At 60.6% G+C, this 24,310-nt stretch carries 23 protein-coding genes; 5 read left to right on the forward strand and 18 right to left on the reverse strand.

All coding sequences use genetic code 11. The features are described from left to right. Window positions 1–563, reverse strand: a 563-nt coding sequence (locus BN871_RS27790; protein ID WP_048747205.1) for a response regulator, incomplete at its 3' end; no start/stop codon positions are given. After that, a complete protein-coding gene (locus BN871_RS15740; RefSeq protein WP_048747206.1) occupies window positions 560–2,347 on the reverse strand; it encodes a sensor histidine kinase in 1,788 nt (595 codons plus the stop codon). The genes BN871_RS27790 and BN871_RS15740, both read right to left, overlap by 4 nt. 29 nt (window positions 2,348–2,376) lie before the next feature. On the opposite strand from BN871_RS15740, the gene BN871_RS15745 reads away from it, so the two are divergent. Then, entirely contained in the window at window positions 2,377–2,700 is a 324-nt protein-coding gene (locus BN871_RS15745) for a hypothetical protein (RefSeq protein WP_048747208.1), read from the forward strand. Between the two features lie 104 nt (window positions 2,701–2,804). Here BN871_RS15745 and BN871_RS15750 read toward each other — a convergent pair whose 3' ends face one another. Both BN871_RS15750 and BN871_RS15755 read right to left on the reverse strand, forming a co-directional pair. Further along, window positions 2,805–3,998: an MGDG synthase family glycosyltransferase gene (locus BN871_RS15750; protein WP_053086990.1), complete on the reverse strand. Its 1,194-nt coding sequence runs from the start codon at window positions 3,996–3,998 to the stop codon at window positions 2,805–2,807. A gap of 183 nt (window positions 3,999–4,181) precedes the next feature. Then, a complete protein-coding gene (locus BN871_RS15755; RefSeq protein WP_048747243.1) occupies window positions 4,182–4,646 on the reverse strand; it encodes a thioesterase family protein in 465 nt (154 codons plus the stop codon). 201 nt (window positions 4,647–4,847) lie between these two features. Between BN871_RS15755 and BN871_RS15760 the strand changes: the two genes are divergently transcribed. The 3 genes from BN871_RS15760 (at window position 4,848) to BN871_RS15770 (ending at window position 7,076) form a co-directional block, all read left to right on the forward strand. Further along, window positions 4,848–5,441 carry a DUF1989 domain-containing protein gene (locus BN871_RS15760; protein WP_021881523.1) on the forward strand — a complete coding sequence of 198 codons (594 nt, stop codon included), beginning with the start codon at window positions 4,848–4,850 and terminating at the stop codon, window positions 5,439–5,441. A gap of 176 nt (window positions 5,442–5,617) precedes the next feature. Continuing rightward, a complete protein-coding gene (locus BN871_RS15765; protein WP_048747211.1) occupies window positions 5,618–6,241 on the forward strand; it encodes a LysE family transporter in 624 nt (207 codons plus the stop codon). Between the two features lie 76 nt (window positions 6,242–6,317). Next, window positions 6,318–7,076, forward strand: coding sequence for a YqcI/YcgG family protein (locus BN871_RS15770; protein WP_048747212.1), 759 nt, complete (start codon window positions 6,318–6,320; stop codon window positions 7,074–7,076). A gap of 71 nt (window positions 7,077–7,147) precedes the next feature. On the opposite strand, the gene BN871_RS15775 is transcribed toward BN871_RS15770, so the two are convergent. From BN871_RS15775 to BN871_RS15805, 7 genes are all read right to left on the reverse strand, one after another. Beyond that, window positions 7,148–8,566, reverse strand: coding sequence for an amino acid permease (locus BN871_RS15775; protein WP_048747214.1), 1,419 nt, complete (start codon window positions 8,564–8,566; stop codon window positions 7,148–7,150). Between the two features lie 70 nt (window positions 8,567–8,636). Further along, a complete protein-coding gene (locus tag BN871_RS15780; RefSeq protein ID WP_127508131.1) occupies window positions 8,637–9,440 on the reverse strand; it encodes an aminoglycoside N(3)-acetyltransferase in 804 nt (267 codons plus the stop codon). Window positions 9,441–9,763: 323 nt separating this feature from the next. Continuing rightward, window positions 9,764–10,825 carry a glycoside hydrolase family 130 protein gene (locus BN871_RS15785; RefSeq protein ID WP_021877567.1) on the reverse strand — a complete coding sequence of 354 codons (1,062 nt, stop codon included), beginning with the start codon at window positions 10,823–10,825 and terminating at the stop codon, window positions 9,764–9,766. Window positions 10,826–10,868: 43 nt separating this feature from the next. Further along, window positions 10,869–11,807: a DUF1861 family protein gene (locus BN871_RS15790; RefSeq protein WP_053086991.1), complete on the reverse strand. Its 939-nt coding sequence runs from the start codon at window positions 11,805–11,807 to the stop codon at window positions 10,869–10,871. A 27-nt stretch (window positions 11,808–11,834) separates the two neighbouring features. Then, window positions 11,835–12,674, reverse strand: coding sequence for a carbohydrate ABC transporter permease (locus BN871_RS15795; RefSeq protein WP_048747216.1), 840 nt, complete (start codon window positions 12,672–12,674; stop codon window positions 11,835–11,837). Continuing rightward, window positions 12,661–13,536: a carbohydrate ABC transporter permease gene (locus tag BN871_RS15800; RefSeq protein ID WP_021877565.1), complete on the reverse strand. Its 876-nt coding sequence runs from the start codon at window positions 13,534–13,536 to the stop codon at window positions 12,661–12,663. Before BN871_RS15800 ends, BN871_RS15795 begins: the two co-directional genes overlap by 14 nt. Window positions 13,537–13,552: 16 nt before the next feature. Next, on the reverse strand, window positions 13,553–14,881 hold the full coding sequence (locus tag BN871_RS15805) for an ABC transporter substrate-binding protein (RefSeq protein WP_021877564.1): 1,329 nt from the start codon (window positions 14,879–14,881) through the stop codon (window positions 13,553–13,555). 340 nt (window positions 14,882–15,221) lie between these two features. On the opposite strand from BN871_RS15805, the gene BN871_RS15810 reads away from it, so the two are divergent. Next, window positions 15,222–16,247, forward strand: coding sequence for a LacI family DNA-binding transcriptional regulator (locus BN871_RS15810; RefSeq protein ID WP_048747218.1), 1,026 nt, complete (start codon window positions 15,222–15,224; stop codon window positions 16,245–16,247). Between the two features lie 243 nt (window positions 16,248–16,490). Here BN871_RS15810 and BN871_RS15815 read toward each other — a convergent pair whose 3' ends face one another. The 7 genes from BN871_RS15815 to BN871_RS15845 all read right to left on the reverse strand — a co-directional run bounded on the left by BN871_RS15815 (window position 16,491) and on the right by BN871_RS15845 (window position 24,127). Then, window positions 16,491–17,087, reverse strand: coding sequence for a spore coat protein (locus BN871_RS15815; protein WP_048747251.1), 597 nt, complete (start codon window positions 17,085–17,087; stop codon window positions 16,491–16,493). 350 nt (window positions 17,088–17,437) lie between these two features. Next, window positions 17,438–17,641 carry a CLC_0170 family protein gene (locus BN871_RS15820; RefSeq protein ID WP_048747220.1) on the reverse strand — a complete coding sequence of 68 codons (204 nt, stop codon included), beginning with the start codon at window positions 17,639–17,641 and terminating at the stop codon, window positions 17,438–17,440. Window positions 17,642–17,666: 25 nt separating this feature from the next. Next, window positions 17,667–18,887 carry a Ger(x)C family spore germination protein gene (locus BN871_RS15825; protein WP_048747222.1) on the reverse strand — a complete coding sequence of 407 codons (1,221 nt, stop codon included), beginning with the start codon at window positions 18,885–18,887 and terminating at the stop codon, window positions 17,667–17,669. Continuing rightward, entirely contained in the window at window positions 18,880–19,971 is a 1,092-nt protein-coding gene (locus BN871_RS15830) for an endospore germination permease (RefSeq protein WP_048747224.1), read from the reverse strand. Before BN871_RS15830 ends, BN871_RS15825 begins: the two co-directional genes overlap by 8 nt. Then, window positions 19,964–21,592 (reverse strand): spore germination protein, encoded by a 1,629-nt coding sequence (locus tag BN871_RS15835; protein WP_083436481.1) that lies wholly within the window; start codon window positions 21,590–21,592, stop codon window positions 19,964–19,966. The genes BN871_RS15830 and BN871_RS15835 overlap by 8 nt, the downstream gene beginning before the upstream one ends. Window positions 21,593–21,744: 152 nt before the next feature. After that, window positions 21,745–22,353: a metalloregulator ArsR/SmtB family transcription factor gene (locus tag BN871_RS15840; protein WP_048747226.1), complete on the reverse strand. Its 609-nt coding sequence runs from the start codon at window positions 22,351–22,353 to the stop codon at window positions 21,745–21,747. 166 nt (window positions 22,354–22,519) lie between these two features. Then, entirely contained in the window at window positions 22,520–24,127 is a 1,608-nt protein-coding gene (locus tag BN871_RS15845) for a phosphatidylserine/phosphatidylglycerophosphate/cardiolipin synthase family protein (RefSeq protein ID WP_048747227.1), read from the reverse strand. Between the last annotated feature and the right edge of the window lie 183 nt (window positions 24,128–24,310).

Genomic DNA, 24,310 nt, shown 5'->3' on the forward strand with positions numbered 1-24,310 from the left:
GCCGGACCGGCATAGCCGAGCAGCCATAGCTGCAGGCCGCGGCTCCGGCCGACAGCGCGCAGGGCGGGATGCCAGTCGAACGTCTGCTCCAGCAGCTCCGGCTCCGGCCGCCCTCCTCCCAGAAGGCGGGAGATCTGCTGCCCGTAATAGGCTTCCGACTGCATCCGTCTGCTCTCCTCGCGCTCCAGCTTGCTGCGGCGCCGGTCTCTCGCCCGCAGCGCCGCCTGCAAAATCTCGTCCGGACCGCTCGTCTTGAGCAGATACTCGCTCACGCCCTGCCTGATGGCTTGCTGGGCATAAGTAAATTCATCATAACCGGACAGCACGATGACCTCGGTATCCGGATAAGAGGCGAGCACCTCCGAGCTCATCTCGAGGCCGCTTGCTCCCGTCATGCGGATGTCGGTGAGAATCAGCTCCGGCCTCTCCACCGGGATGCGCATCAGCGCTTCCTCCGCGGAAGCCGCTGCGGGCAGCAGGCTGAAGCCGTTCTCCGCCCAAGGAATGACCGTGCTCAAACCGGTACGGATGATGACTTCATCGTCGACTATGAGCAGCTTCATCCGCTTCCCTCCTCCTCGGCCGGCTCCGGCAGCACGAACATGACGACTGTCCCTTCTCCGACGCGGCTCTCCACCTGCAGGCCTGCGCCCGGACCATAATGGAGCAGCAGCCGGTTGTGCACGTTGCGCAGCCCGTAGCTGCCGTATTCTCCCCCGGTCGCCGTATCGAAGCCCGGCAGCAGCCGGCTCACGAGCAGGCCCCGCAGCTCCTCCAGCTTCGCCGGCTCAATGCCGACTCCGTCATCCCGGACCGTGAAGCGGATTCCCTCCTCGACGGGAGCGGCGATGACCTCGATGCCTCCGGGCTCGGGCCGCTTGAGAATGCCGTGCAGCAGGGCGTTCTCGATCAGCGGCTGCAGCAGCAGCTTCAGCATCCGGCGCTCCAGCAGCTCCTGAGGCACCTCCGTGCGGAACCAGAACCGCTCCGGATAACGGATCGACTGTACCTTGATATAGCTCTGCACATGGCTGATTTCCTGGGACACCGTACAGTATTCCTGCCCCTTGTTGAGGCTGAAGCGGAGGAAGTCGCTGAGCGAGCCGACCATTTCCGCCGTGCGGGCATCCTTGTTCATCAGCGCCATCCACTGGACGGAAGACAGAGTGTTGTAAAGGAAATGAGGGTTGATCTGGGCTTGCAGCGCCAGCATGTCCGCTTCCTTCTTCATGCTCTCGCTCCGCTTCACTTCCTCCGTCAGGTTGACGATGCGGCTGCTGAGCCGATTGTAGCTGATGACCAGCTGGCCGACCTCGTCGATTGTTGTGACCGGAATTACAGGCAGCGGCTCCTCGGGATTCGCGCCCCGCAGCTGCCTCGTCAGCGAGGAGAGCGGCCCGGTCACCTTGCGCACGATGAAGCCGACGACGACAATGACGAACAGGAGGGCGATGCATACCGAGATTGCGGTGAGCGTAAGGAAATAGCGGTTCTGGGAGCGGTACTCCTGAAAGGGGATGATGCCGGCGAGCTTCCAGTCGGCTCTGCCGAGCGAGCGGTACAGGACGGTGGAACGGGTGTCGTTCTGGCCGTAAGTGAGCACGCCGCTCTCTCCGTCCAGCCCGGTCAAGCCCGGCAAATAATCCGTAAGGGGGCGGTTCGTCTCCCAGCGCGGCGGTCCGGCCATAATCCGGCCCTGTCCGTCGAGCAGCACGACCGAGCCCGAGCCTTCCAGCTCGGACTGCCGCAGCTGGCCGGCGATGACCGACTGGTCGAGGCTGATTCGCAGCTGGCCGATGACTTTGTCGTAACGCGTCGTGCTGCGGATCGGCCGGGACATCGTCAGCACCTGCTGGCTGTCCAGGGAAGTCGTCTGCACGTAGACGGACGACCACCATTTGGCATGCGGGCCGTAATGCTCCGGGTCCTCGGCCGCAAGGCGGTCAAGGCCGGAGGAGACGACGGAGCGGATGCTCACGGGCGAGCTTCCGCCCGATCCGTCGATGGTGATGTTGCTGATATACGGCTTGGAGAAGGCCAGATCGGTCAGAAAGCTGATGATGGCGGTCTGCTTGCGCGCATCGCGCTGTCCGGCCTGCAGATCCTTCTGGACATTCTCGTTGCCGATCAGGAAGAGCGACATGTTCTCCACGTCCGCGACCATGTTGTCCAGGTAAGCCTGGAGCAGATCCAGCGTCTTCATGCCGTCGATCTTGGCTTTCTCTTCCGACAGCCCCTCGGCGATTGAGTAGGACAGCAGTCCGAGCGACATCAGCGGCACGAGCACGGCTAGAATCGTCAGGAGGGATAGCTTGTGTTTGAGTGATTTGCCGAGCCAGTTTTCCATGCTGCCGATTCCCCCAGGCGAGTTTTGGGATGTTTTCTACCATCATAGTCAAGGATTTGGACGAGCGCCAGAACATTTCGATGCCAATTTTCCTCGTATTTCCAATAAATATCGGAAAATCTGACATCGTTTTGAGCGTTTTCGTCACAATTGTTATGATAGCGCATACATTTTTGATCAGGCAAGCCATCCTGAAAAATAAAGCAGACGGCAGGCGAAATCAGTACAAAAACACGATGCCGCCGACAGCAAAAATCAAAAAAAGGAATCCGGGCCGATGGCCGAATTCCTTCTTGTATCTTCCGATGTCTGCGCAGCTGAGCTGTTGCAGCTTCGGATGGATGCGCAGCTGAGCTTTTGCATCTCCGGATGCGTGCGCAGCAATCGGTCATGCCTGCCGCATTCTCATGCCTGCCCGACCGTCATGCTTGAGCAACGTCTCCAGCTTGTGCAGCTGTCACGCATGGGCAGCCGCCAAGCGAAGAGCTGCGGCGTCCGCGCCTTCGGCCGATTGGCCGAGCATCCGGATGATCGCATGCACGGCCCGATCCGCGCCATGCTCCGGCTTGTTCAGCGATGCGTTCTTGCGCAGGCGGGCGCGCAGCGCGTCTTCCGCGATGACCTGGCGCAGCCTACGCATGAGGTCCGACTTGGAGCGGGCTTCCACTGCGGCTCCCAGCCGCGTCAGATAGGCCGAGTTCTCCTGCTCTTGTCCCGGAATCGGCTTGAACAGAATCATCGGCAGCTCCTGCGACAGAGCCTCGGAGACGGTGAGGCCGCCCGGCTTCGTCACCATGACGTCGGCTGCGGCCATGAGCTCGTGCACATAGTCGATGAAGCCTGTCACGAGGATCCGATGCGGTCCGCCCATCGCTTCCAGCCGTTTCTCCAGCTGGCGGCGCAGCTTCTCGTTGCGGCCGCAGACGAAGACGTACTGGGCGGGCGGCATGTCCTCGGCGGAATCCAGCAGCGTCAGCAGCCGCCGTCCGATCAGGCCGTCGCCCCCACCCATGACGAGAACGACCGGCAGGGTGGGGCTGAGCCCATGCTTGCGCCGCAGCTCCAGACGGTCGTAGGCGCGTCCGAAGGAGAAGCGGACGGGCATGCCGGTGACCGATACGGCTCCAGCCGGTATGCCGAGCTCCGTCAGGGAGCGCTGGATCGACTCGGAGCCGACGATGTACCGGTCCGTGCCCGGATGGAGCCAGTAGCTGTGCCGCGCGTAATCGGTCATCACCGTCACCGTGGCGACCGACGTCAGCCCGGCCGTCTTGAGACGGGACATCGCCGCTGCAGCGGGCGGGAAGGTGCTGACTACGACGGAGGGCCTGAATTCCTCCAGCAGCTCCATCATCCTCCCGGAGCGGAACGTGCGCATCTGCTTGAACATCCCGGACAGGCGGTTCTCGTCGCGGGTGGCGCGGTACAGGTATCCGTACAAGGACGGCAAGCCTTTGACGCCCTGCATGTAGAAGAATCTGCCTACGGAATGCGTCTTGGGATGCGTCCACTGCATGAAATCCACGACCCGGACAACAGCGTCGGGATATTGCCGCGCCGCCGCTTCCGCGATGGCTCCGGCCGCCTGGTTGTGGCCGTCGCCCAGCGTCCCGGTCAAGACCAGGATCCTCTGCTGGCTTATAGGTACCAAAGGGGGTTCCTCCTTCAAGATCTTAGCCGGTGGCAGCTTCCGCTTATACATACGGCTCGTTCGGCCGAAATAGTCTTCTTCCGCATGCCCTGCCCGCAAGATGTCGTCTGGAACCAGCTTACCGCGATGGGGCGCTTGAGGCATACCGTCTGTGGAATGTTCCTGTCCTGGACCGAAGTCCGGTTAATCGGTCATTCCCTCGCCCTCGAAGGAGCGGAGCGCCTCCCGCACATGATCCGGGATGGCGGTGCTGCGGCCGCTGGCCGTATCGATCAGCACGACCGTGCCGCGTCCCGCGGCCCTGAGCTCTTCCCCGACGGTAAGCGCGTAATGGATGTCCATGGACGAGCGTCCGAGCTTGGCTGTCTTCACATGCAGCCGCAGCTGGTCGCGGAGATAAATTTGGCCCAGGTACTGGCATTCGAGATCCGCCACGACGGATACCGTCTTGTCGCTGAACAGCTCGTCGGTCAGCCCCAGGTTCTCGACGTACTCGATCCTGCCCTGCTCGAAATACATGAAGTAGCTGACGTTGTTGACATGCCCCAGCATGTCCGTCTCGCAATAACGGATTTTCAGCGGGATGGAAAATTGAAACGATTCCAGCCAGGCTTGCCTGTCTTCCCCCATGAATGCGCCCTTGCTCATGATGCGAAATGCCCCTTTCAGCATCCTTCCGGTCCACGCTCTCGCCTCTGCCGGAAACGATAGGTCTATCATGCAGGATATCACGCCGCGTGCCGGACAGACAACTTTTCCGCCGCTGCCGACGGTCCGGGCGTCCCGATGCATGCCCCGATCGCCTTACAGCCATACTGACTAGATGACCATAGGAAGGGTGAACCGAGCATGCCGCAGAGCCACTGGCTGATTCCAGCCGGAGAAGGAATCGGCTTCAAAGTAAACAAAGGCCAAGTCATCCGGGTGACGGATGTCGAGGGCGAGCAGGTGGCCGATTTCGTCGCTTACCGCGCCGACGACACGACCGAGAGGATCGATCCCAACGTGACGATGGACGCCCTCCATAAGATGAAGGTCCGTCCGGGGGATATTCTCTACTCCAACAAATACCGTCCGATCCTGACCGTTGTCGCCGACGACGTCGGCGTCCACGATTTCATCAACGCCTCCTGCCGTCCGGAGATGTACGAGTTTTTGTACGGCAAGAAAAACCACGCCAGCTGCCATGAAAACCTGACCCGGGCACTGGAGCCGTACGGCTTGCCGGAGCCGGACCAGCATTACGCGTTCAACGTGTTCATGAACACCGTCATCCATCCGGACGGCAGCATTTCCGTCGAGCGTCCGCTATCGAAGGCGGGCGACGCGGTGGAGCTGAGGGCGGAAATGGATTTGATCGTCGCCGTCTCTGCCTGCCCCTGCTCGGAAAGCGCCTGCAACGGCTATGCCTGCACGCCGATCCGCGTCGAAGTTGTCGACTGATCACGGCGATCGATGGATCGGCCGGGCGACACATGGGAGTCGTTGAATCGAACTGTTTCCAGGGACGCCGCTCCGGCGCCCCTATTTGTCCTTCTACAAAAATAAGCCTCCGAATAGGAATAGGATGACTTGTACCCGTTGCAGGCAAGCCTATTTCCTCTGGAGGTGAATTTCGGATGAACGCCTTTTTGGCCTATGTGCTGCTGGGTCTGTCCCTGTCGGCTCCGATCGGCCCCATCAACGCCGCCCAGCTGGACAAGGGAGCCCGGTTCGGCTTCACCCATGCATGGCTGGTCGGAATCGGCGCCATGGCTGCCGACGCGCTGTACATGCTGCTGATTTATTTCGGCGTGGCGAACTTCCTGGCGACCGGCTTCATGCGCACGCTGCTGTTCTCTTTCGGCTTCTTCGTGCTCATGTACACCGGTCTCGAAACGCTGAAGGCCGCTTCCCCCTCGCTGCCGGGTCCGCTCCATGAGGAAACGACGCGAGCCGCATCCTTCCGCTCCGGCTTCCTGATGGCGCTCCTCAATCCGCTCAATATCCTGTTCTGGCTCGGCATCTACGGCTCCCTGATCGCCGGGAGCTCCCATGAGGGCCTCTCTCTGCTGCTCCTGCACAGCACCGGAATTTTCGCGGGCATCCTGCTCTGGGACGTCGTCATGGCCGCACTCGCAAGCTCGCTGCGGCGATTCGCCAGCAGCCGCGTCCTGCAAGGCATCTCTTCCCTGGCAGGGCTGTCGCTGATCGGCTTCGGCCTTTACTTCGGCTGGCAGGCCTTCCTCCAGCTGACGGCCTAGAATGCCGGGACGTTCACCCATCCCCCGCTCCTTACATACGATGAAGCGACGTATCAAAGGAGGATGGCAAGGACGGATGGCACAACTGCATGCAAAAAGCTGGCTTGAACATCACTCAATGTCACTGGAGAAGTGGGAAAGGGAAGCCTACCTGAGCTTTGCTTCCATGATCGCCGACGACGGCAATTCCTATCCTTGCGTGCCGGGCAGGCAGGGCTTCCTGACCGACAATCTGCGGTTCGGGTTCGCTCCCGACCCGCGTACGGAAGCGGCGGCGCGCGAAGTCGCCGATCTGCTTGCGCAGTACGGTCCCTTGTCCCGGGAAACGGGCAAATACGCCTCGCTGGTCATCTTCTTCCGCACTCCCGAGGATCTGCTGGAGAGCGCGTCCGTGGAAACCTATGAGGAGCTGTTCTGGTCTCTTCTCAGCGGCGCTTCCAGGCTGGACCCGGCACCCTGGCCGGAATCGATTCCCCGGGATCCCGGGCATCACGAATGGGAATTCTGCTTCGGCGGAGAGCCCTATTTCGCCTTTTGCGCCACTCCGGCCCATGTGGTCCGGCGCAGCCGCTCCTTTTCCGGCTTTCTCGCAGCTTTCCAGCCGCGCTGGGTTTTCCGGGAAATCAACGACTCCACGCCCTTCGGCCGCAACATGAAAAAAATCATCCGCAGGAAGCTGGCGGACTACGACGGCATCCCCGCCCATCCGTCGCTCAAATGGTACGGCCAGCAGGACAACCAGGAATGGCAGCAATACTATTTGCGGGACGACGACAGCGCCTTGTCGAAATGCCCGTTCCTGAGCGGCAAAATCAAGCTGCCTGCCGGCGACTAGATCCGGATTCCGCAAGGAAGCATTCTCGCGGGTCTTGAGCGCTCAGGCGAGAAGACGAAACGTTCGCCGCCTCAGGATGAAGCCGTCTCCCCGCAAGCGTCGCCCTCGGAACGCTTCTCCTCGCCTGGCTGCGGCTGTCCGCCCTTCCAGCGTCTCGACATGGCCAGCGTGACGGCACCCACCGCCGCGGCAATCGCCAGACTGGCCCAGAAGCCTGGCCGGCCTGCCGGCTCCAGCAGCGAGCCGGAGGCGGCGGCCGCCATGAGGGCAAGCGCCGTCCCGCTTTTGATCCATCCCGGAAGCCCCGGCTTATGCAGCTTCAGATAAGTCGCGACGATGAACATCCATACATAGAGAAGCACCAGGCCGCCGGCTGTCGCCAGATGCTCGAACAGCGTCGAGGGCAGAAGCAGGGCAAGCACGACGGAGACCGTCATGCCGCCCGCGTTGACGAGCAGCGCCGCCCATGGCAGGCGCCGGGCCCCCGCCGTCCGCGTCAGCCAGCGCGGAGCGTCTCCGTCCGATGCCAGCGATACCAGCATCGTGGATACGCCGTACAGAGAGGCGACGAGGATCGAGAATCCGGCGACGATCAGCACCCCGTTGAGCATATGGACGAGCACGGACAGCCTCATCACCTCGAGCGTCTGGACAAACGGGCTTTCCGAGGAATTCATATCCGAACGCGGCACGACCACAATTGCAAGGCCGATGGAAAGAAGATAGAGGATTCCAATGCCGAGCAGCATGATGCGGCCCGCCTTGGGGGCATCCGCAGGCCGCTTCAGTCCGGCAGCCATGAAACCCATCACCTCGATGCCGCTGAAGGCGTAGAAGGCGTATAGAAGTCCGCTCCAGGCGCCTTTCCAGCCGCCGGCCTCCAGCAGCCCCCTCCACTCCGCCGGCTTTGCCGCCGGGGACGTTCTGCCGCTCAGCAGCATGAAGGCGGCGACGGCGATGAACATGGCGACGGCCGCGATTTTCACGACGGCGAACAGGTTCTCGGCGGTGTTGATTCCTTTGGACCCCAGCACGACGACGGCGAGCGCCAGCACGGCGTAGCCTGCGGCAAAAACCCATAGCGGAACAGCCGGAAGCCAGTACCGCGTGAACAGCCCGAGAGCTGTCAGGGAGCCCCCGAGAATGAGCAGCTCGGAAGACCAGTAGATCCAGCCCGTGCTGAAGCCGGCCCATCTTCCGTACGCTTTTTTGGCATACGCTCGGAACGAGCCCTTTTCCGGCTGCTCGGCCGTCATGGAAGCAAGCGCCTCATAGACGAAATAAGTGGCCGCGGCAGCAGCCAGAAAAATCGGCAGCACGAGGAAGCCGCTCCGGCGGACGGCGATGCCGGTGCCGAGAAAAAAAGCGGTGCCGATCGTGCAGCCCGCTCCGAACAGCGACAGCTTCCACCAAGAAAGGCCGTTTGCGCCCCCTTCGGAGCCCGCCCCTCCGGCGGCGGCAGCCCGAGGACGCTTGAGATGTTCGGACATGATTTCAAGCCTCCCTTATGGAGGTAGGATGGTCCAGATCCGCCGGAACTATCCTTGGCCGGCCGCGCGGTCAGTACCGGTTGGCCTCCATCCAGGCCGCCGCGTAGTCGATCAGCTCCCGCTGCGGCAGCAGCCGCACGAGCGCATCTCCGATCCGCCCTCTGGCGGCCAGCGGGCAATCCCTTTCAAAGGCTTCGCCGACGACGTTGAAGTCGTCGTCGCGGTACGCAAGGTCCTCGAAAACCACCCATTCCCTGACGCCGTTCCTCAGCATGGGAGAGCCTTGGCTGAGCATCTCCTTGTTGGGGTAAGAAGCGCGATGCTCGGCCAGATGCAGCGTCGTGTTTCGTTCGTGGTCGACCCCAAGCAGCAGAGCCCGGCCGCCAAGCTCGGCCATCCGCTCAAGAGGGGAGCCTTCGCCGAGGGCAGGCGACAGCAGATGCGGTTCCAGAATCGTCTGCGCCAGCGGTCCGCGGGCGGCGAAGCTCACCTGCGGATGGGCGCTGCGCAGCGTGCCCTCTTGACGGCGGAAGCATTCCACGACGGCGCCCATGCCGCGGGTAGCCGTCAAGTCCGGGCGATAGGCGGGCATCTCGGCCCGAATGAGCGGCCACCATGATTCCGGAACCGGCGGGCGCATCCAATAGGAGGGCTCGGACAAATCCGACGATTGGGCCGGCATGACGATCGTGCCGCTGTCCCCGACGGCTTCCTCGAGTGCAAGCACGACCGCTTCCGGCCCGCCGACGACCCAGCGGCCGAATGCCTTCATGGAGGAGTGGACCAGCAGCAGCATCCCTTCCTCCACTCCTATTTTTCGCAGCCCTTCGCTTATGTCTCTGCTTGTAAGGGGCATTTCGTTTTCGTTGATCATGGGTGCAGCCTCCATATGCGGGATCGGCAAGCCGGGAGTCCATCCCCCTTGCCTTCCCGACTCGTTCTTTTCGCCAGTGTACCAGAGTACGGCCCGCTTCGCAGGGGCAAGAACGGTTTAAGCCGATCCGATGCGGCCGATGAGGAGAATAAAAACGATTGCGGGAATAAAAAAAGCCCCGGCATACGCCGGGGCTGGTGCTGTCCAGCAAGAATCCTTGGCTTGGCCTAGGAACGAAAAGGGGCAAAACTTATTGCATGTTATGCTTTTGACGTCTCCTTGCAGAGACGCGGGTCCAGATCCGGGCAAGGCCAAGCCTGCGCTCAGACCGGCTCCAGGCTGTCCAGAATCTCCGTCAGGCTGAGCTCCGCGCAAGCCATGGACGTGTCGGCTGCGCCGTAATACATGCGGACGCGGTCTCCGTCGACGAGAGCGCCGCAGGAGAAGACGACGCCTCCGAAGAAGCCGTCCCGCTCGTAATCCGCCTCCGGCTCCAGAATCGGCTTGCCGGAGCGGGCAATCACCTTGGACGGATCGTCCAGGTCGAGCAGCACGGCTCCCATGCAGTACCGGTGATCCTTGGTCGCGCCGTGGTACAGCTCCAGCCAGCCGCGCTCCGTCCGGATCGGAACGGCTCCGCCTCCGATGCGGCCGCTGTCCCACATGCCGTCGCGCAGCCCGATGAGATGGCGGTGGTTGCCCCAGTACAGCAGGTTGTCCGATTCCGCGATCCACATCTCGGGGCGGCCGCAGCTTTTGGTCGTCGGGCGGTGAAGGGCGTAATACTTGCCGCCGATGCGCTCGGGGAAGATGATGACGTCCTTGTTGTCCGGCCCGAAGATCATGCCGTGATGCGTGACGCTCTTGAAATCCTTCGTGGAGACGAGCGATTCCCCGATGCCGACGGGCGACACGGCCGAGAAATAGATATAGTAGGTGTCCCCTATCTGCGTGATGCGGGGGTCTTCAACGCCGAAAATCTCCAGGGGCTGCGTCGGATAAATGAACGGCTCCTCGTCGACCGTGAAGCTCCTGCCGTCCCGGCTGCGCGCGATGCGCAGGTACGAGAGGGAGGTCAGGTATTCGAAGGCCGGCGCATGCTCCTTGCGCACGATGACGCGCGGATCGGACAAGTCGTAGCGCTCGTCGTCCTTGCGGATCGGTATGAGGTCCAGGCCGCCTTTTTCCCTGTTGTAGACGGGAGCCAGCACCGCCTCCGGATCCTCGCTGATCGGGCGTTCCGCCACGCGCAGCAGCAGGATGACTTCGCCGTCATATTCCGCCACCCCTGCGTTGAAGGCGCCGATGACCTCGAAATCCTCTCGATGCGGCTTCACGTCCGCCGGGGTCACCAGCGGATTCTGTTCGTAACGGTAGCTATTCATGGCATGAACTCCTTTGTATCTTAACTAGTAATGCGGCCAAAGCTTACAAGCCGGCAAACGGGTCGGCGATGACCAGCCTCTGCGCGTCCGCGTCGCTGATGCCCGCGTATAAAACCGCCGTGCCGTCTGTTCTGCGAAGCAGCCCCCCGCTGAAGACGACATCCTGCAGGTCCGCCCGCTTGGCCGGACCGGGCAGAAAGACGCTGCGCTCGGCGATAATGCTCAGCTTCGAGCAGCCGGCGCCGTCAGCATCGAACACGAACGCCATCGGGTAATAGTGGCGGTCCCCCGCTTCGTCGAAGCAGGCGACATGTCCGAGCACGCCGATCCGGCCGTCCTGCAGCAGATGGGCTTCATTGGCCCCTCCCCATTCTCCCTCCGCGAACTGGCCTTCCAGCAGCGGCGCATCCTCGATCAGCTCAAGCGTAAGCCCGTCCAGAGAGGACGCCCTCGCGAATCCGATCTTGCCGCGGCCGCCCTTCCGGCCCTGGGGCCGGGTGAAAACCCCGACCTCTCCATCGGCAAGCTCCACCAGGCGGATATCCTTCATTCCGTCCGGTCCTTTGAAAAACGGCTCTAAATCCGAAAGTCCGCTGCCGCGGTAAAAGACGGTCCGCCACATCAGCGCGCCTTCGTTGTCCGGATGCGGATAGATCTCCACGCCTCCGACGATGAGCTTCCCGCCGATGCGGCAGTGGAACGGGTCCTGGAGCTCCAGCACCGGAGCCCCCTCCAGCGGCAGCCACCGTCCGCCCTCTTCCGCGAAGAAGACGACCATGGAATGCTCGCTGTCCCGGGATTCCACGCGGCCCGGGATGATTTCCCGGCCGCTGTCCAGAAGCGGAGCGGCAATGTTGTAGACATCCTTCTCCCCGACTTCCGCGAACGGAATCCGCTCCGGCGCCTCGGCCCGCGCGCCCGATGCCCGGTATTCCGCCAGCAGCTCGCGGCATGATGACGGCTCAAGCTTCCGAGTATTCATAGAAGGTTTCCTCCCTGCATGGGATGTTTATTTGAGGCTGAACTGCATGCCTTCCTGGAACTTCTTGCTGAAGATCAGGAACATGACGATGATCGGCAGCGTCAGGATGGTCGAAGCGGCGTACAGCGGTCCCGGATAGGAGCCGTACGGTCCGAACATCTGCGAGAGCAGCACGTTCAGCGTCAGCATCGAATCGCTTTTGACCGCGATCATGTCCCACAGCAGCTCGGTCCAGCGCTCCATGAGCAGGAACAGGAAGATGACAGTCGTGATCGACTTCGACATCGGCAGCATGATGCGGAACATGATTTTCAGATCGGATGCCCCGTCCAGCTTGGCCGCCTCGATGAAGACGGAAGGAACGGCCTTGAAAAAGTTCGTGTACATGAAGATCGCCCACAGGCTGACCGCCTTCGGAATGATCAGGCCCAGATACGTGTCGTAGAGGCCGACCCGCTGGATGACCAGAAACGTCGGCACCAGCAGGATGATCGCCGGAAAGAACATATGGAACAGGACGAAGTTGTTCATCGCCTTGCGGCCGAAGAAATTGAGCTTGGACAGCGCGTAGGCGACCATGATGCCGAACAGCATCATCAGCGCCGTGGAGGCGACCGAGACGATGATGCTGTTCATGAACGCGTTCAGCCAGGGACGGGTGACGCCCGTCTCGCCGCCGCTGAACAGCCACTCGTAGGACTTGAGCGTGAAGCTCGTCGGGAACAGCTTCTTGTCGATCTGCGTCCAGTCCGCGAACGAGCTGAGCACCATGTACAGATAGGGATAAACCATGACGAGCAGGAGCGCGAGGGCGAGCGAGTAACGGACGGCCCGCCTGGCGCCGCTGCGTTTATTAGACCCAACCATTCCGCTTCCCCCATATCTCCAGAATTTTGCGGATCACGAAAATCGAGGCGAACGTCGCCAGCGACGCCAGCAGCGCGACCGCGGAGGCGTAGCCGACCTGCATGTTCGAGAATGCCTGCTTGAAGATCTCCATCTGCCAGGTGTTCGTCGCGTTGCCGGGACCGCCGCCGGTCAGCTGGTACACCTCGGTGAAGATGCCGAACGTCACGCCGAACGCCAGAATCAGCGTCGTATAGAGCGACGGGTACAGCAGCGGCAGCGTGATCCGCCAGAACCGCTGGCTGTCCTTGACCCCGTCGATGGCGGCGGCCTCGTACACTTCCTTATCGATGCTCTCGAGGCCGGATGTGATGATGAGCGCATAATAGCCGGTGAACTTCCAGGCGAGGATCAGGCCGACGACGAACAGCGCCGAGAAGGGAGAGCCGAGCCAGTTGATATCCATGCCGATGCCTCTCAGGAATTCATTGACGGGACTCGTGTAGGAGAGCAGCCCCTTCACGATCAGCGCGGACACGACGCCCGAGCTGAGGTACGGCAGGAAAAATCCGATCAGGAACAGCCCTTTGAACCGGGGCAGTCCATGGACGACGACGGCGAGGCCGATCGCCATCACGGTGACGAGCGGAACGAAGATCATCATGAATTTGTACGTATTCCAGAATGCCGCATGGACGGCAGGCGATTGCAGCGCGTCCAGGAAATTGCTGATCCCCACGAAATTGAACGTCGGGGCGATGAGGTCCCAGTTCGTAAACGACAGGAACAAAGACCATAAGAGCGGCACAAAGAAAAAGATCAGCGAGTAGATGAGGTAAGGGCTGGCGAACATCCAGCCCAGCTTGTTGTTGCGTTGGTCCATGACAGCGGAACCTCCCTTATTTCAGGGCTTTCTCCAGCGCAGCCTTCATCGCCGCCCAGCCCTCGGCAGGCGCGATTTCGCCCTTGACCACTTTGTTGAAAGCCTCCGTGCCGATGATCGTCTGCAGGTCGTTGTACTTGGCGTTGTCCATCGGCGGCACCGCATTCGGCACATTCTCCGCATACGGCTTCAGCTGCGGACTCTCGTCCAGGATCGCCTTGAACGATTCGTTGGTCGACAGATCGTCGCGGGCCGGCGGCAGATTCGTCTGCTTGAACCAGGCCGCGTCGTTTTTGGCGTCGCTGTACACCCACTTCACGAAATCAAGCGCCGCCTGCTGCTGCGCCTTCGTCGCGGAAGCGTAGATGACAAGCCCCTTCGTATCGGCGAACGTCTTGCTCTGGGCCGGATCGGCGCCGTCAGGCACCGGAGGCATCGTCAGCGCGTAGGTTTCGTTGTAATTCAGGTTCGGGTATTTTTCCGCCCAGGTCGTAAAGGTCCACGGACCGATATCGGTGAAGACCCCCGTGCCGTTCTCGAACGGATCGGTTACCTGCCGCGCCAGCAGCCCTTTCTCCTTTCGCAGGCTGTCGACGAACGTCAGCACTTCGATGCCGGCTTTCTCGTCCCCGGTGAACGTGTCGCCCTCGATGAACTTGTTGCCGTTCGACGCGGCGTCATACAGCATGTAGAAGTCGAACCAGCGCTTCCAGGCGGTGGGATCGGCCAGATCCGGCTTCGCCCACAGGTATTTCTTGTCGCCGTATTTGTCCTTGAGCTTCTTGGTCAGCTCCAGCACTTCGCCGTACGTCTTCGGCGGCTCGTTGTAGCCGAGCTCCTTCAAAATATCGAGGCGCCAGCCGAACAGCATCGGATTGGAGTAGATCGGAAGCACGTATTGATGGCCGTCCGCGAACTTCCAAGGCTCGATCGTCTTGCTCATGCTGCGTCCCTTGAGCAGGTCGTCGTAGCCTTCCAGCGTATCCAGCGGCACAAGCGCCTTGCTGCTCGACAGCTGGGCCGCGAAGCCGCGGTTGATGTTCTCCGACATCGTCGGCGCGCTCTTGGCCGCCAGCGCGGCCTGGATGCTGGCTTCGGAGGTCGGCGATTCCTTGATCGCGCTGACGTTGATCTTGACCTTGCCGTTCTGGGCTTCATACGCCTTGGCCATCTCCTGCCAGTAAGCCTGCTGCGTCGGATTCGGCGCCGCCCAGAACTCGATCGTCGTCACGCCTTCTCCGGACGCCGAGCCGGATTCGTTTTGGCCGCTCTGGCCGGTGGAGCAGGCGGACAGCATGCCCGCGATCAAAGCAACGGATAAAACCATTGGGATTCTCTTTTTCATTCTGCATGGCCTCCCTAACTTGTCATGTTAAAATCATTCTCTGTCATCCAGCTGTCAATGAGCAAAACTGAAAATGAAAGCGCTTGTGAGACTCATTATGGAGCATAATTCGCGTCAAGTCAAGTTACAAAACGATAAAGTCATTCTATTTCCGCATTATTTACTTTACTATTTTATTTTGTAACGTTACAATTATAGAGCGGGATTGCGATCCGTTTCGATATGTATTTTCCTCCCGCCGAAGCTTGACATTCCCGCCCCGCTGCGGAAACAATGATAGACGAACGGCTGCGCGTCGGGCATATGGCCCGAAGGGCGAGCACAACGGAGGCTGACCCTTTTGAAATCGAAAATAACGATGCAGGACATCGCCGACAGGCTTAATCTGTCCAAGAACTCGGTCTCCCAAGCTTTGACGGGCAAGCCCGGCGTTAGCGACGAGACCCGCCGGCTCATCATGAAGACGGCCGACGAGATGGGCTACACGTATACCCGAAGGGGCAACACGGAGGAAGCCGGCCCGGCGGCGAAGCCGCGGACGATCGCGCTCATCGCTTCCGACTATGCCTTCTCCATGAAAAGCTTCTTCAGCGACATCTACCTGAGCATCGACCGGGAGCTCAAGAAGATCGGCTGCGAGCTGGTCATCCAGTCCATCAGCCCGAACGATGCCGCGTCCTTGACTCTCCCGCCGTTCATTCAGCAGCGGGCCGTGGACGGCGTGCTCATCCTGTCCCATATTACGACTCCCTATATCCAGGCCGTGCTGGATACGGACATTCCCGCCGTCCTGATCGACCACCATCATCCCGATCTGCAGGCGGACTGCATCCTGACCAACAACCGGTTCAGCGCCTACGAAGCCGTCCGGCATCTGTACGGACTCGGACATCGCGACATCGGTTATGTCGGGAACATCTCCTTCTCTCCGAGCTATTACGAGCGGCTGGAAGGGATGAGGCTTGCAGCCTTCGAGCTCGGCCTGCGGTTGAAGGAGGCTTGGCTGCTGACCGATGCGGCCGAGGACAGCGACGAGATCCGCAAGCGGCTGGAAGGGCTGAACGGCGGGCCTACCGCCTGGTTCTGCGTCAACGACGGGTACGGCTTCATGGTCAGCTCGGCGCTGCAGCAGCTCGGGCGGCGCGTGCCCGAGGACGCCTCCGTCGTCAGCTTCGACAACGGCTATCTGTCCCGGCTGGCGACACCGCCCATCACGACGGTTGATGTCGATCTTCCGCTCTACGCCAGGTGCGCGGTCGAGCGGCTGCTGGCCAGACTGGAGGATCCCGGCATGCCGTACGCCGAGACGCTGCTCCATACCAAGCTGCTCATCCGGGAGTCTACCGGGAATCCTCCCGTCCGCTGAGCGGACCGAAAGGAACCGAAGCCATGAACGAAATCAAGCCTTTCTATTTGCTGCTTGCGGCCGCAGCCGCAAGCGTCATCATCCTACTGCTGGTCGGCGTATACGGAATGAATGCTTCGGGCAGCCTGTTCGCCGGCCGTTGAAGCCGGCATCCGGAGCCCTCAACGTCCGATCCCTCTCCGAACCAACGGCAAGACGGCTCATGCGACATCGCATGAGCCGTCTTCCTTTTCCGGGAATGAGCTACTGGTAGCGGCTGAAGGAATTCGGAGCCGGCATCTGAGGCTGGCCGGGAGCCGGAACGTAGGAGCCGAGCATCGACTGCATGTCGTTCTGCTTCAGCTGCGGCACCTGATAATAGGCATGCTTGTTCTGGAAGAGGAAAATCTCGAAGGCCATCTCTACATAGTTCTGGATCTGGGAAGCGACGACGCGGCGCACGACCGGATTCGTAATCTCCGGAGAGGCCATGGCCAGCAAGGACCCGGTTGACTTGATCAGGCCGAGCATGTGGCCGCTGATGCCGGCATCCTTGACGTCCGCGAGCGACTGGTTCGGCTTCTTCGGCTGGGAAGGCTTGATGCCGAAGGTTACGTTCGTCGGCTGCAGCTGCATCATGTACGTGCCTGTTTCCTGATGCGGCTTCTGACCCGTCGCGAAGCATTCGGCCGTCAGGTTGTACTGGGAGAGGATGAAATTGTACTGGCGGTCCAAAATGCCGAGCAGCTCCTGATCCTTGACGAAGCCGCGGAAAATCATGAACTGGTCGAGGACGTTGATCATGCCGGACAAAATTTCATGCATGTCGAAAAACTCATGTCCGCCATGGTTCAAATTCATCTGCTGCTGAGGGACTGAAGGCGCAGCGGCCTGGGACTGCTGCGGCTGAAATCCTTGCTGCGCATGCGGCTGATAGCCTTGCTGCGGCTGGTACGGCTGCGCGAACGAATGCTGCTGCGACGGCTGTCCAGGCTGGCTCATGGGCTGGAACTGAGGCTGGTAGGGCTGATTGTTCAAGGTTATTTCCTCCTCCATGTGTAATTCAGGCTTGGTTAAGATGAGCCAAAAGCATCCTCCCTATTCGGGAGAGCCGCCTCCCGCCTGAGATGCAATCCATTCATCCAGAAAGCCGGGCGTCATGATTCCTTCGACTCCCCAAAGGCACCGAATTCAGGCCGCTGTCCCGAGGCTCACAACAGAAGCCGGTACAGCGCCAGGACGGCCGCTCCGGCCGCGGCAAAGCCGAGTTGAATCCAAGCCAGCCCTTTTGTCCAGCCGCCTTCCTTCTTTTTGCCCAGCCATTCGTACATCCGCAAATCCGCCGTAAGCATGAACAGGCCGCATAACAGGCTCAGGATGACGAACACGACGAGGCTGTAGTTGTAATCGAGCATTCGGTCCAAACCTCCTTGCGCGGAATCAATTGAGCTTCAGCCCTTCCCTGCGGATCGCGACCTTGCATTCCAGCTCGAATGTCATGCCTGCGTACTCCCGCTCCCAATCCTCCTTGGATTTGATGACGCTGTTCCAGTACGCGGGCTCCCGGGCGCGGAACATTTCCCCGAAGCCGAACGGATCGCTCCGGTAACGCTGGGTTTTGCGAATGAACTCCAGCAGGAAGTAGGAAACCTCCTTCCCCATGTGGTTGCGGATCAGGTCGAAATCCTCCGCCGTATAACGCTCGGATTCGCCGTCGATCTTCTCCTCGATGCTGGTGTCCAGATGGACGACGATATGCGCGTGAGGCTTGCCGTTCCGAATGGATACCTTCGTCTGGGCGATGCGGCGGTTGCTTTTGAGCATGATCGCGCCTATGCCCGGCACATCCCCGAGGATGGAATAGCCTCCCGGATTGAGCCCCTTGATGGCCATGTAGCTGCCGATTTCGATCGGCTCCGAATGGCCGACCATTTTGCCCCCGCGGAACAGCGCCATCCCCTTGAGCAGGATGTTCTCCTTCTGGCGAATGGATACGTAAGGAAGGAACTCGTCCTGTCCGAGGCGCGATTCGGCGCTCCAGAAGTTGCCGGAGTACTGGGGAGGGAATTTGCCCATCTCCACCGACTTTTCAATCATGGACAGCAAATAGAGGGTAGGGACCCGCTCAAGCGGCGGCGCCACGTTCATCAGCTTGTTCGCCTCGATATCCGAGACGACGATCCAGGTGGAGCGCCTCACCTCCGAGTTGCGGCGGAAGTAGTCGTTGATGTCTTCCATCCCTCTGCGGGCGATCTTCTCGCTGACGACGATGATCCGCAGATGGATCAGGCTGCGCGGATCGGCGATTTCCTGCTGCAGGTTGTTGAGCGCATCGTCGATGGAATAACCCGTCACCTTCACGACCCATACGGGCAGCCCTCCCTGCTTGCCGCCGCCGCTCTCTCCCGGACCGAGCGGCACCCTGCCGGGAATGGCGATCTGGGCCGTCACCAGAATCCGGTGGTTCCGCAACGATTTGGGCTCATGCAGATGAGTCGTATGCTCGTGGTCGCCGGCTGCAGCCTCATTCACCTCATCGATCGCCATGCCGAGAATAAGAGCGCGATCCTCCAGCTCCTGCCGGTCCCAGCAGCCGCTCAATAGGGGCAAAGCGATCGCCGCCGCCAGCGCCAAGGCCGGCATGCGCCTCCAGCTAGGCATGGGCCCGCCTCCTTCCCGACCGGATGAACGACATGACCAGCAGCAGCAAGGGATACGCTGCCGTCAGCAAAAATCCGTAGCGCCCGGACAAGTCCCACAAGGAGTATAGAACATGGATGTTGGGCGGAATCATCGACACGGCGTACACGGCCGGCATATAGAAGGAAGCGAGCATGCGATGGTCTTCGAGGCGGAACAGATCGCGGCTGGCATGGACGGAGAAGTAATAGGTCGCATAGATGGTCGTATAGATCGAGATGACCCAGATGATCAGGAACAGCGCATCCAGCCGCTGTCCGACGCCCATCGACGCGCTGCGCGCCGTCTCCAGCGTCGGATAGGTCAGAATCTTCGTCTCCTCGGCTCCGAACATGCCCACCGTCGTCAGGACGACCAGCAGATAAAGCGAGCCGCCGACCGCGGCGCCGATCGCGACGGACGATGCCGCCCGCTTGGGGAATTTCATGAGCGGCACGAGCAGGCAGAACACGAAGGACATTTGCGACAAGGAGGCGATCTTCACCGATTCGTTCGGCCAGTCTCCGCGATGGTTGCCGATCAGCGGCAGCAGATTGTTCGGATCGATGCTGCGGGTCGCGATCAGCACGATGAAGAGGCCCGGCAGCAGAATGAACGGCAGGTAGAAGGAATGGACGAACGAAAACTTGATCAGGTCCCGCCGGGCCGACAAGGCCACGACGAGCAAAAGCATGCATTCGACGATCTGCATGGGCGTCTTCTGGAGCAGGACAAGCACGACGACTTCCCCGAACTGCCGCAGCGATATGCCGGACACGAGCAGGAAATACAGGATCAGCAGCCCGTTCATGACTCGCGCGACCGGAGCGCCGACCAGCTTCTCGCTGAAAAAGATCAGGTTCTCTCCGGGATGCCGGCTGCAGAGATAGGCCAGCAGCAGCAGAGACATGGTGCCGCAGAGAATTCCTGCTGCGGTCAACAGCGGAGCTCCGCTTTCGGCCCCTACGGCGGCGAATCGCGGCAAGGTCAGGACGCCGATGCCGACATTGGCGCTCGTCACGAGCGCGGCCATTCGAATGGAAGAGATCGACAGCGTATCACTCATGGGCCCGGGTATCCTCCTCGCCGGCATACTGCAGCGTTCTCCGCATCGGCGCGTCCGCAGCATCGGGCGGCAGCCGGTTGGCATCGAGCGTGTGCAGATGCGAAGGACGCTTCCTCATCCACCAGATAGGGCCGCGCAGGAGCAGATCCTTGAAGCCCTGCCAATTGCCAGGCACGAACGGTGCCATATAGGGGACGCCGAACGATTCCATGGCGAGCAGATGGTTCGCGATGAAGAGCAGTCCGATCAGCACGCCGAACAAGCCGAACGAGCCGGCCAGAATAATGAGCGGAAACCTCAGCATCCGCAAGGCGATCGCCGCATTGTAAGCGGGCGTTGCGAACGAGCCGATCGTCGTAAAGGCGACGATGACGACGGTGATCGGGCTGGAGAAGCCGGCCGAGACGGCCGCCTGTCCGATGATGAGCACGCCGACGATGCTGAGCGCGCCGCCGATTACCTGGGGAAGACGGATGGTCGCTTCCCGGAGAATCTCCATCGATATTTCGATCATGAGCACCTCAATCACCGTCGGGAAAGGAACGCCGGCTCTGCCTCCCGCCACCGCCACGGCGAAGTCGGTCGGAATCAGCTCCGGGTTGAAGGAGATCAGCGATACATAAAGAGCCGGAAAAATGAGGGAGGTGACAAGCGCCACCAGCCGGATTATCCGGATGAGGCTGCCGATGAGGAACCGCTCCGTATAATCGTCCAGCGTCTGATAGAACTGGCTGAAAAAGCAAGGCACGATGAGCGCGAACGGAGAGCCGTTGCTCAGGATGGCGATCCGCCCTTCCAGCAGCGCCGCCGCGGTTTTGTCCGGCCTTTCCGTGTTCTGGATTTGCGGAAACGGGGAGAACGGCTGATCCTCGATGAACTGCTCGATATAACCGGCGTCCAGGATGGCGTCCGTATCGATTTTGGCCAGCCGGCCCAGCACGCGCTCGACGATAGCTGGATCCGCGATGCTCGACAAATAACAGACGGCGACATTCGTATTCCCGCGCCTGCCGATCGGAGCCATCTTCACCTTGAGGTCGGTCGTCGAGAGGCGGGATCGCACGAGCGCGATGTTCGTATCGAGCGACTCGATGAAGCCTTCGCGCGGGCCGCGTATGACCTGCTCGGTCTGGGGCTGCTCGATCGCCCGTTTCTTGATGTCGCGGGTGTTGACGATCAGCGCCTTGTGGCTCCCGTCGATGCAGATGAGCGTTTCTCCCGAGGTGACCGCGAGAAGCATCGGGACGATCGAAATCTCGGCGCTTGCATCCGCCGCATGCAGACAATCATGGAGCGCGTAATCGGCGATCCGGCTCGCATGCAGCTGTTCCGCTTGTCCGTCCTTCAATGCCGTCATCAAAGGCTGCAGGATGTCCCGGTTGATCCGGTCCTGGTCGACCATCGGCTCCAGGAAGACGGCAGCGGCGTTGAAGCTTCCGAAAATGCGGAACTGCCGGATCGCGATATCGTCCGTATCCCCGAAAACCTCTTTGAGCATGCGGAGCATCTCGTCGAGTCTCGCGGATGCCTGCATGCCCTCATACTTCCTCAGCGTCAGGTCTTTGACGGGAACGGAAGCGGTACGCTTGAACAGATTGGATTTGCCCTGCCAGCTTCCCATCGCCCTTCTCCCCTTCCCCGAATGTGCAAGTACCGGTAGTATATCCAGCCGATTCCGGGGTATGTACCCTTTTCCAGCCAAGGAAGGAGAACCGAAAAAGGCTTCGGACGTTTTGTCCGAAGCCTTGAAGGAAGGATGGAACGGGGAAAAGCTCAGGACAAGGCCTCCCACCTGGGCCACATCTCGACCGGATTCCGCTCGTAGATTTCCTTTTCCCTGAACAGGAATTGATGCATGATGAACTCCCGCCGGATCGTGGCGAAGTCGTCGTGAACCTCCTTGATGAAGGCATTGATCTCCTTCTCCTCGTAGCTGCGCCCCGCCTCCAGCCGGTCCGCCAGATGCTCCAGCACGATCAGCTTCTTCTTCAATTGGGCCGGGATGCTCTTCAGCCTGCCGTCCTTGTCAAAGAAGTTCTTCAGCACCCCGCTGCGGAATTTCTCCGCTCGTTCGTCCATCATCGGATTCTCCTCCCGGCTGTCCGCCGTCCGGCGGTAAATCAAGCTCGCGGCTCCCTGCGCTCCGCTGCGGATGAAGTAGTCGTTGAGCGTAAAATAAATCGTGTTCTTGTCGCGCCGCTCGTTGATCAGGCTTGCCTCGCGCAGCTTGGCCGCATGATGGGTGATCGTCGCCGGCGTCAGCGACAGCTTCTCGGCGAGCGCCTGCCCGTTCAGCTCGCCCTCGGCCAGCAGGATCAGCATCCGGATGCGCGTCGGATCGGCCAGAGCCTTGTGGTAAGCGACCACTTTCTCCAGCTGCATGAAGACCAGCTCCTTTCCTGTAATTTAATCATAATCTAATTAGATATTAGTCGAATTTATTACCTTCGTCAAGAGCTGATGGTGAGCTCCCCACGAGGACAGGAACGATAAAAAAGCCTCCTTCAGGATGTGGCCCGAAGCGGAGGCTTCAATACGGATGAACTGTTCAAGCGAACTTGCTCGTGAGTTTGTTGAGGTAGGTGCTGGGATGGAGAGCCGGGTGCTTGAAAAACTCCCCGGCATCCTCGACCTTGCGGGATACGCCGAGATCGTAGCCGATCATCTCTCTGACCGTCTTTGCGAAGGCGCCGCCTCTCACCAGGACGCCAAGCTCGAAGTCATGGCAGGCGCTGCGCTCGTTCAAGTTGTAGGAGCCGTGAAACACCGCATCCGACCTGCGGTCGTAAGCGACTTTCCAATGGGAAAACCGTTCCGTTCCGCTGTAATCGTAAAAGGAAACGCCCTTCTCGAAAGGGAGGCGCATATGGCCTCGGACGGCAGCGAGATTGGTGGGATGATCGTTGACATGGAGCGGGTTGCAGATGGCTATATGCGCCGCCCTCTCCTCATCCAGACTCTGCAGCGCCTTCCAGAACTCGTCGTCGATGAGGTAAGGATTCACGATGACCGTCTCGTCCCCGGCATGCTTCAGCAGGTCAAGATGATACCGTTGGATCAGGTTCGCGGGATTGCCGGCAAAGCTGGCGACCAGCGTGCATTCCTCGTCTCCATATCGTCTGTTCGCCGAGGAGGGGCAATAGAATTCATCCCCGGGATCGAACGAATCCCCTGTCGCTACGCCCCATTGAGCGGCGAAAATCCGGTTCGCGGAATATGCCGCCTCTCCCCGGATCCGGAAGCAGCCGTCATGCCATTCCTTCGGGCTGCCCGGAATTCCCATCCGACGGCCGCCGGCAATGACATTCCCCTCTGCGATGATCGGCGTGTCGCCCAAGTACTGGTCGCCTACGTTGAGGCTGCCGAGTATAAGCGTATGACCGTCCAGCACGATGAATTTCCGGTGGTTGATGATGTTGAGCCCCGTCTCTGCCTGGGCTTGGGCGAAATCATGGACATACAGGCTGCTGTCCGGCACGCCCCTCTCCGCCAGCTCCCTGCGCTTCGCCGGCCACGCCTCCTTGGGACAGCAGCTCTCAAATGTGTTGACGACTTGCGCGCCAGCCGCCTCCAGCCTTTCCTTGAGGAGCGGGAAGCGGCCATATTCCAGGTTATGGTCGTAGCCCAACGCGCTCAGCGTCGCATCGACCATGAGACGCACCTGAACGCCGCGTTTCAAAGCCGCCTCCAGAGCGGCAGCTACCCGATTGCCGGACTTGTCGTTGAAGAAGAGCATGACGGAGAAATGGATGTAGCGCTTCGCTCCCGCGATTTCCTCCAGAATCATCTCCAGGCTGTCCGGCCCGTTCACGAACGCCTCGGCGCGGTTTCCCTGTGTCGTATGGGGAGCAAGCAGGCTGAGATTCTCAAGCCGCATCCCGCTCACCTCATAAGCGATTCTCTCCAGCCCATCCTCCGTGGCGCCGGGCAGCAGGTTCAGCTGGCTGCATTCGGTCAGAAAGCCTCCCAGAATCTCCTGCCGCCAGCGCACGGCCCCGGTCCTGTCGAGCAGTTCCCGTGCGAGGCGCGCCGCATCCTCAGCGTCCTCCACGGCGCCGTTGTCGAAGCTGCCGGACAGCAGGCAGTTGAAGAAATCCACCATCCCGCGCCGCAGTCTTTCGTCCCATGCCTTTTCCGCGATTCGTTTCTGTTCCATCGTTTATTCGCCTCCGATAGTGGCCGAGCCTGGATGCCGATAGAGAATATTAAACGGAAATCGGGGACCTGTCCCAGCTCGGAGAGGCTTGGAAATTATTTCTTGCCTGCAAGCACTTTTCAGAAGGATAGCGGGAGGCGCTTCTCCCGTGCATGATCATGGATTAAAGTGGAAATTCAATGA

The sequence above is a fragment of the Paenibacillus sp. P22 genome (assembly GCF_000469945.2).
GTDB classification, from domain to species: domain Bacteria; phylum Bacillota; class Bacilli; order Paenibacillales; family Paenibacillaceae; genus Paenibacillus_O; species Paenibacillus_O humicus.

What these genes read in the sequence shown, in the direction of transcription:
- BN871_RS15740 (WP_048747206.1), bottom strand. Translation starts at nt 2,347, where the DNA reads ATGGAAAACTGGCTCGGCAAATCACTCAAACACAAGCTATCCCTCCTG.
- BN871_RS15745 (WP_048747208.1), top strand. Translation starts at nt 2,377, where the DNA reads ATGTTTTCTACCATCATAGTCAAGGATTTGGACGAGCGCCAGAACATT.
- BN871_RS15755 (WP_048747243.1), bottom strand. Translation starts at nt 4,646, where the DNA reads ATGAGCAAGGGCGCATTCATGGGGGAAGACAGGCAAGCCTGGCTGGAA.
- BN871_RS15760 (WP_021881523.1), top strand. Translation starts at nt 4,848, where the DNA reads ATGCCGCAGAGCCACTGGCTGATTCCAGCCGGAGAAGGAATCGGCTTC.
- BN871_RS15765 (WP_048747211.1), top strand. Translation starts at nt 5,618, where the DNA reads ATGAACGCCTTTTTGGCCTATGTGCTGCTGGGTCTGTCCCTGTCGGCT.
- BN871_RS15770 (WP_048747212.1), top strand. Translation starts at nt 6,318, where the DNA reads ATGGCACAACTGCATGCAAAAAGCTGGCTTGAACATCACTCAATGTCA.
- BN871_RS15775 (WP_048747214.1), bottom strand. Translation starts at nt 8,566, where the DNA reads ATGTCCGAACATCTCAAGCGTCCTCGGGCTGCCGCCGCCGGAGGGGCG.
- BN871_RS15780 (WP_127508131.1), bottom strand. Translation starts at nt 9,440, where the DNA reads ATGATCAACGAAAACGAAATGCCCCTTACAAGCAGAGACATAAGCGAA.
- BN871_RS15785 (WP_021877567.1), bottom strand. Translation starts at nt 10,825, where the DNA reads ATGAATAGCTACCGTTACGAACAGAATCCGCTGGTGACCCCGGCGGAC.
- BN871_RS15790 (WP_053086991.1), bottom strand. Translation starts at nt 11,807, where the DNA reads ATGAATACTCGGAAGCTTGAGCCGTCATCATGCCGCGAGCTGCTGGCG.
- BN871_RS15795 (WP_048747216.1), bottom strand. Translation starts at nt 12,674, where the DNA reads ATGGTTGGGTCTAATAAACGCAGCGGCGCCAGGCGGGCCGTCCGTTAC.
- BN871_RS15800 (WP_021877565.1), bottom strand. Translation starts at nt 13,536, where the DNA reads ATGGACCAACGCAACAACAAGCTGGGCTGGATGTTCGCCAGCCCTTAC.
- BN871_RS15805 (WP_021877564.1), bottom strand. Translation starts at nt 14,881, where the DNA reads ATGAAAAAGAGAATCCCAATGGTTTTATCCGTTGCTTTGATCGCGGGC.
- BN871_RS15815 (WP_048747251.1), bottom strand. Translation starts at nt 17,087, where the DNA reads ATGAATTTGAACCATGGCGGACATGAGTTTTTCGACATGCATGAAATT.
- BN871_RS15820 (WP_048747220.1), bottom strand. Translation starts at nt 17,641, where the DNA reads ATGCTCGATTACAACTACAGCCTCGTCGTGTTCGTCATCCTGAGCCTG.
- BN871_RS15825 (WP_048747222.1), bottom strand. Translation starts at nt 18,887, where the DNA reads ATGCCTAGCTGGAGGCGCATGCCGGCCTTGGCGCTGGCGGCGGCGATC.
- BN871_RS15830 (WP_048747224.1), bottom strand. Translation starts at nt 19,971, where the DNA reads ATGAGTGATACGCTGTCGATCTCTTCCATTCGAATGGCCGCGCTCGTG.
- BN871_RS15835 (WP_083436481.1), bottom strand. Translation starts at nt 21,592, where the DNA reads ATGGGAAGCTGGCAGGGCAAATCCAATCTGTTCAAGCGTACCGCTTCC.
- BN871_RS15840 (WP_048747226.1), bottom strand. Translation starts at nt 22,353, where the DNA reads ATGCAGCTGGAGAAAGTGGTCGCTTACCACAAGGCTCTGGCCGATCCG.
- BN871_RS15845 (WP_048747227.1), bottom strand. Translation starts at nt 24,127, where the DNA reads ATGGAACAGAAACGAATCGCGGAAAAGGCATGGGACGAAAGACTGCGG.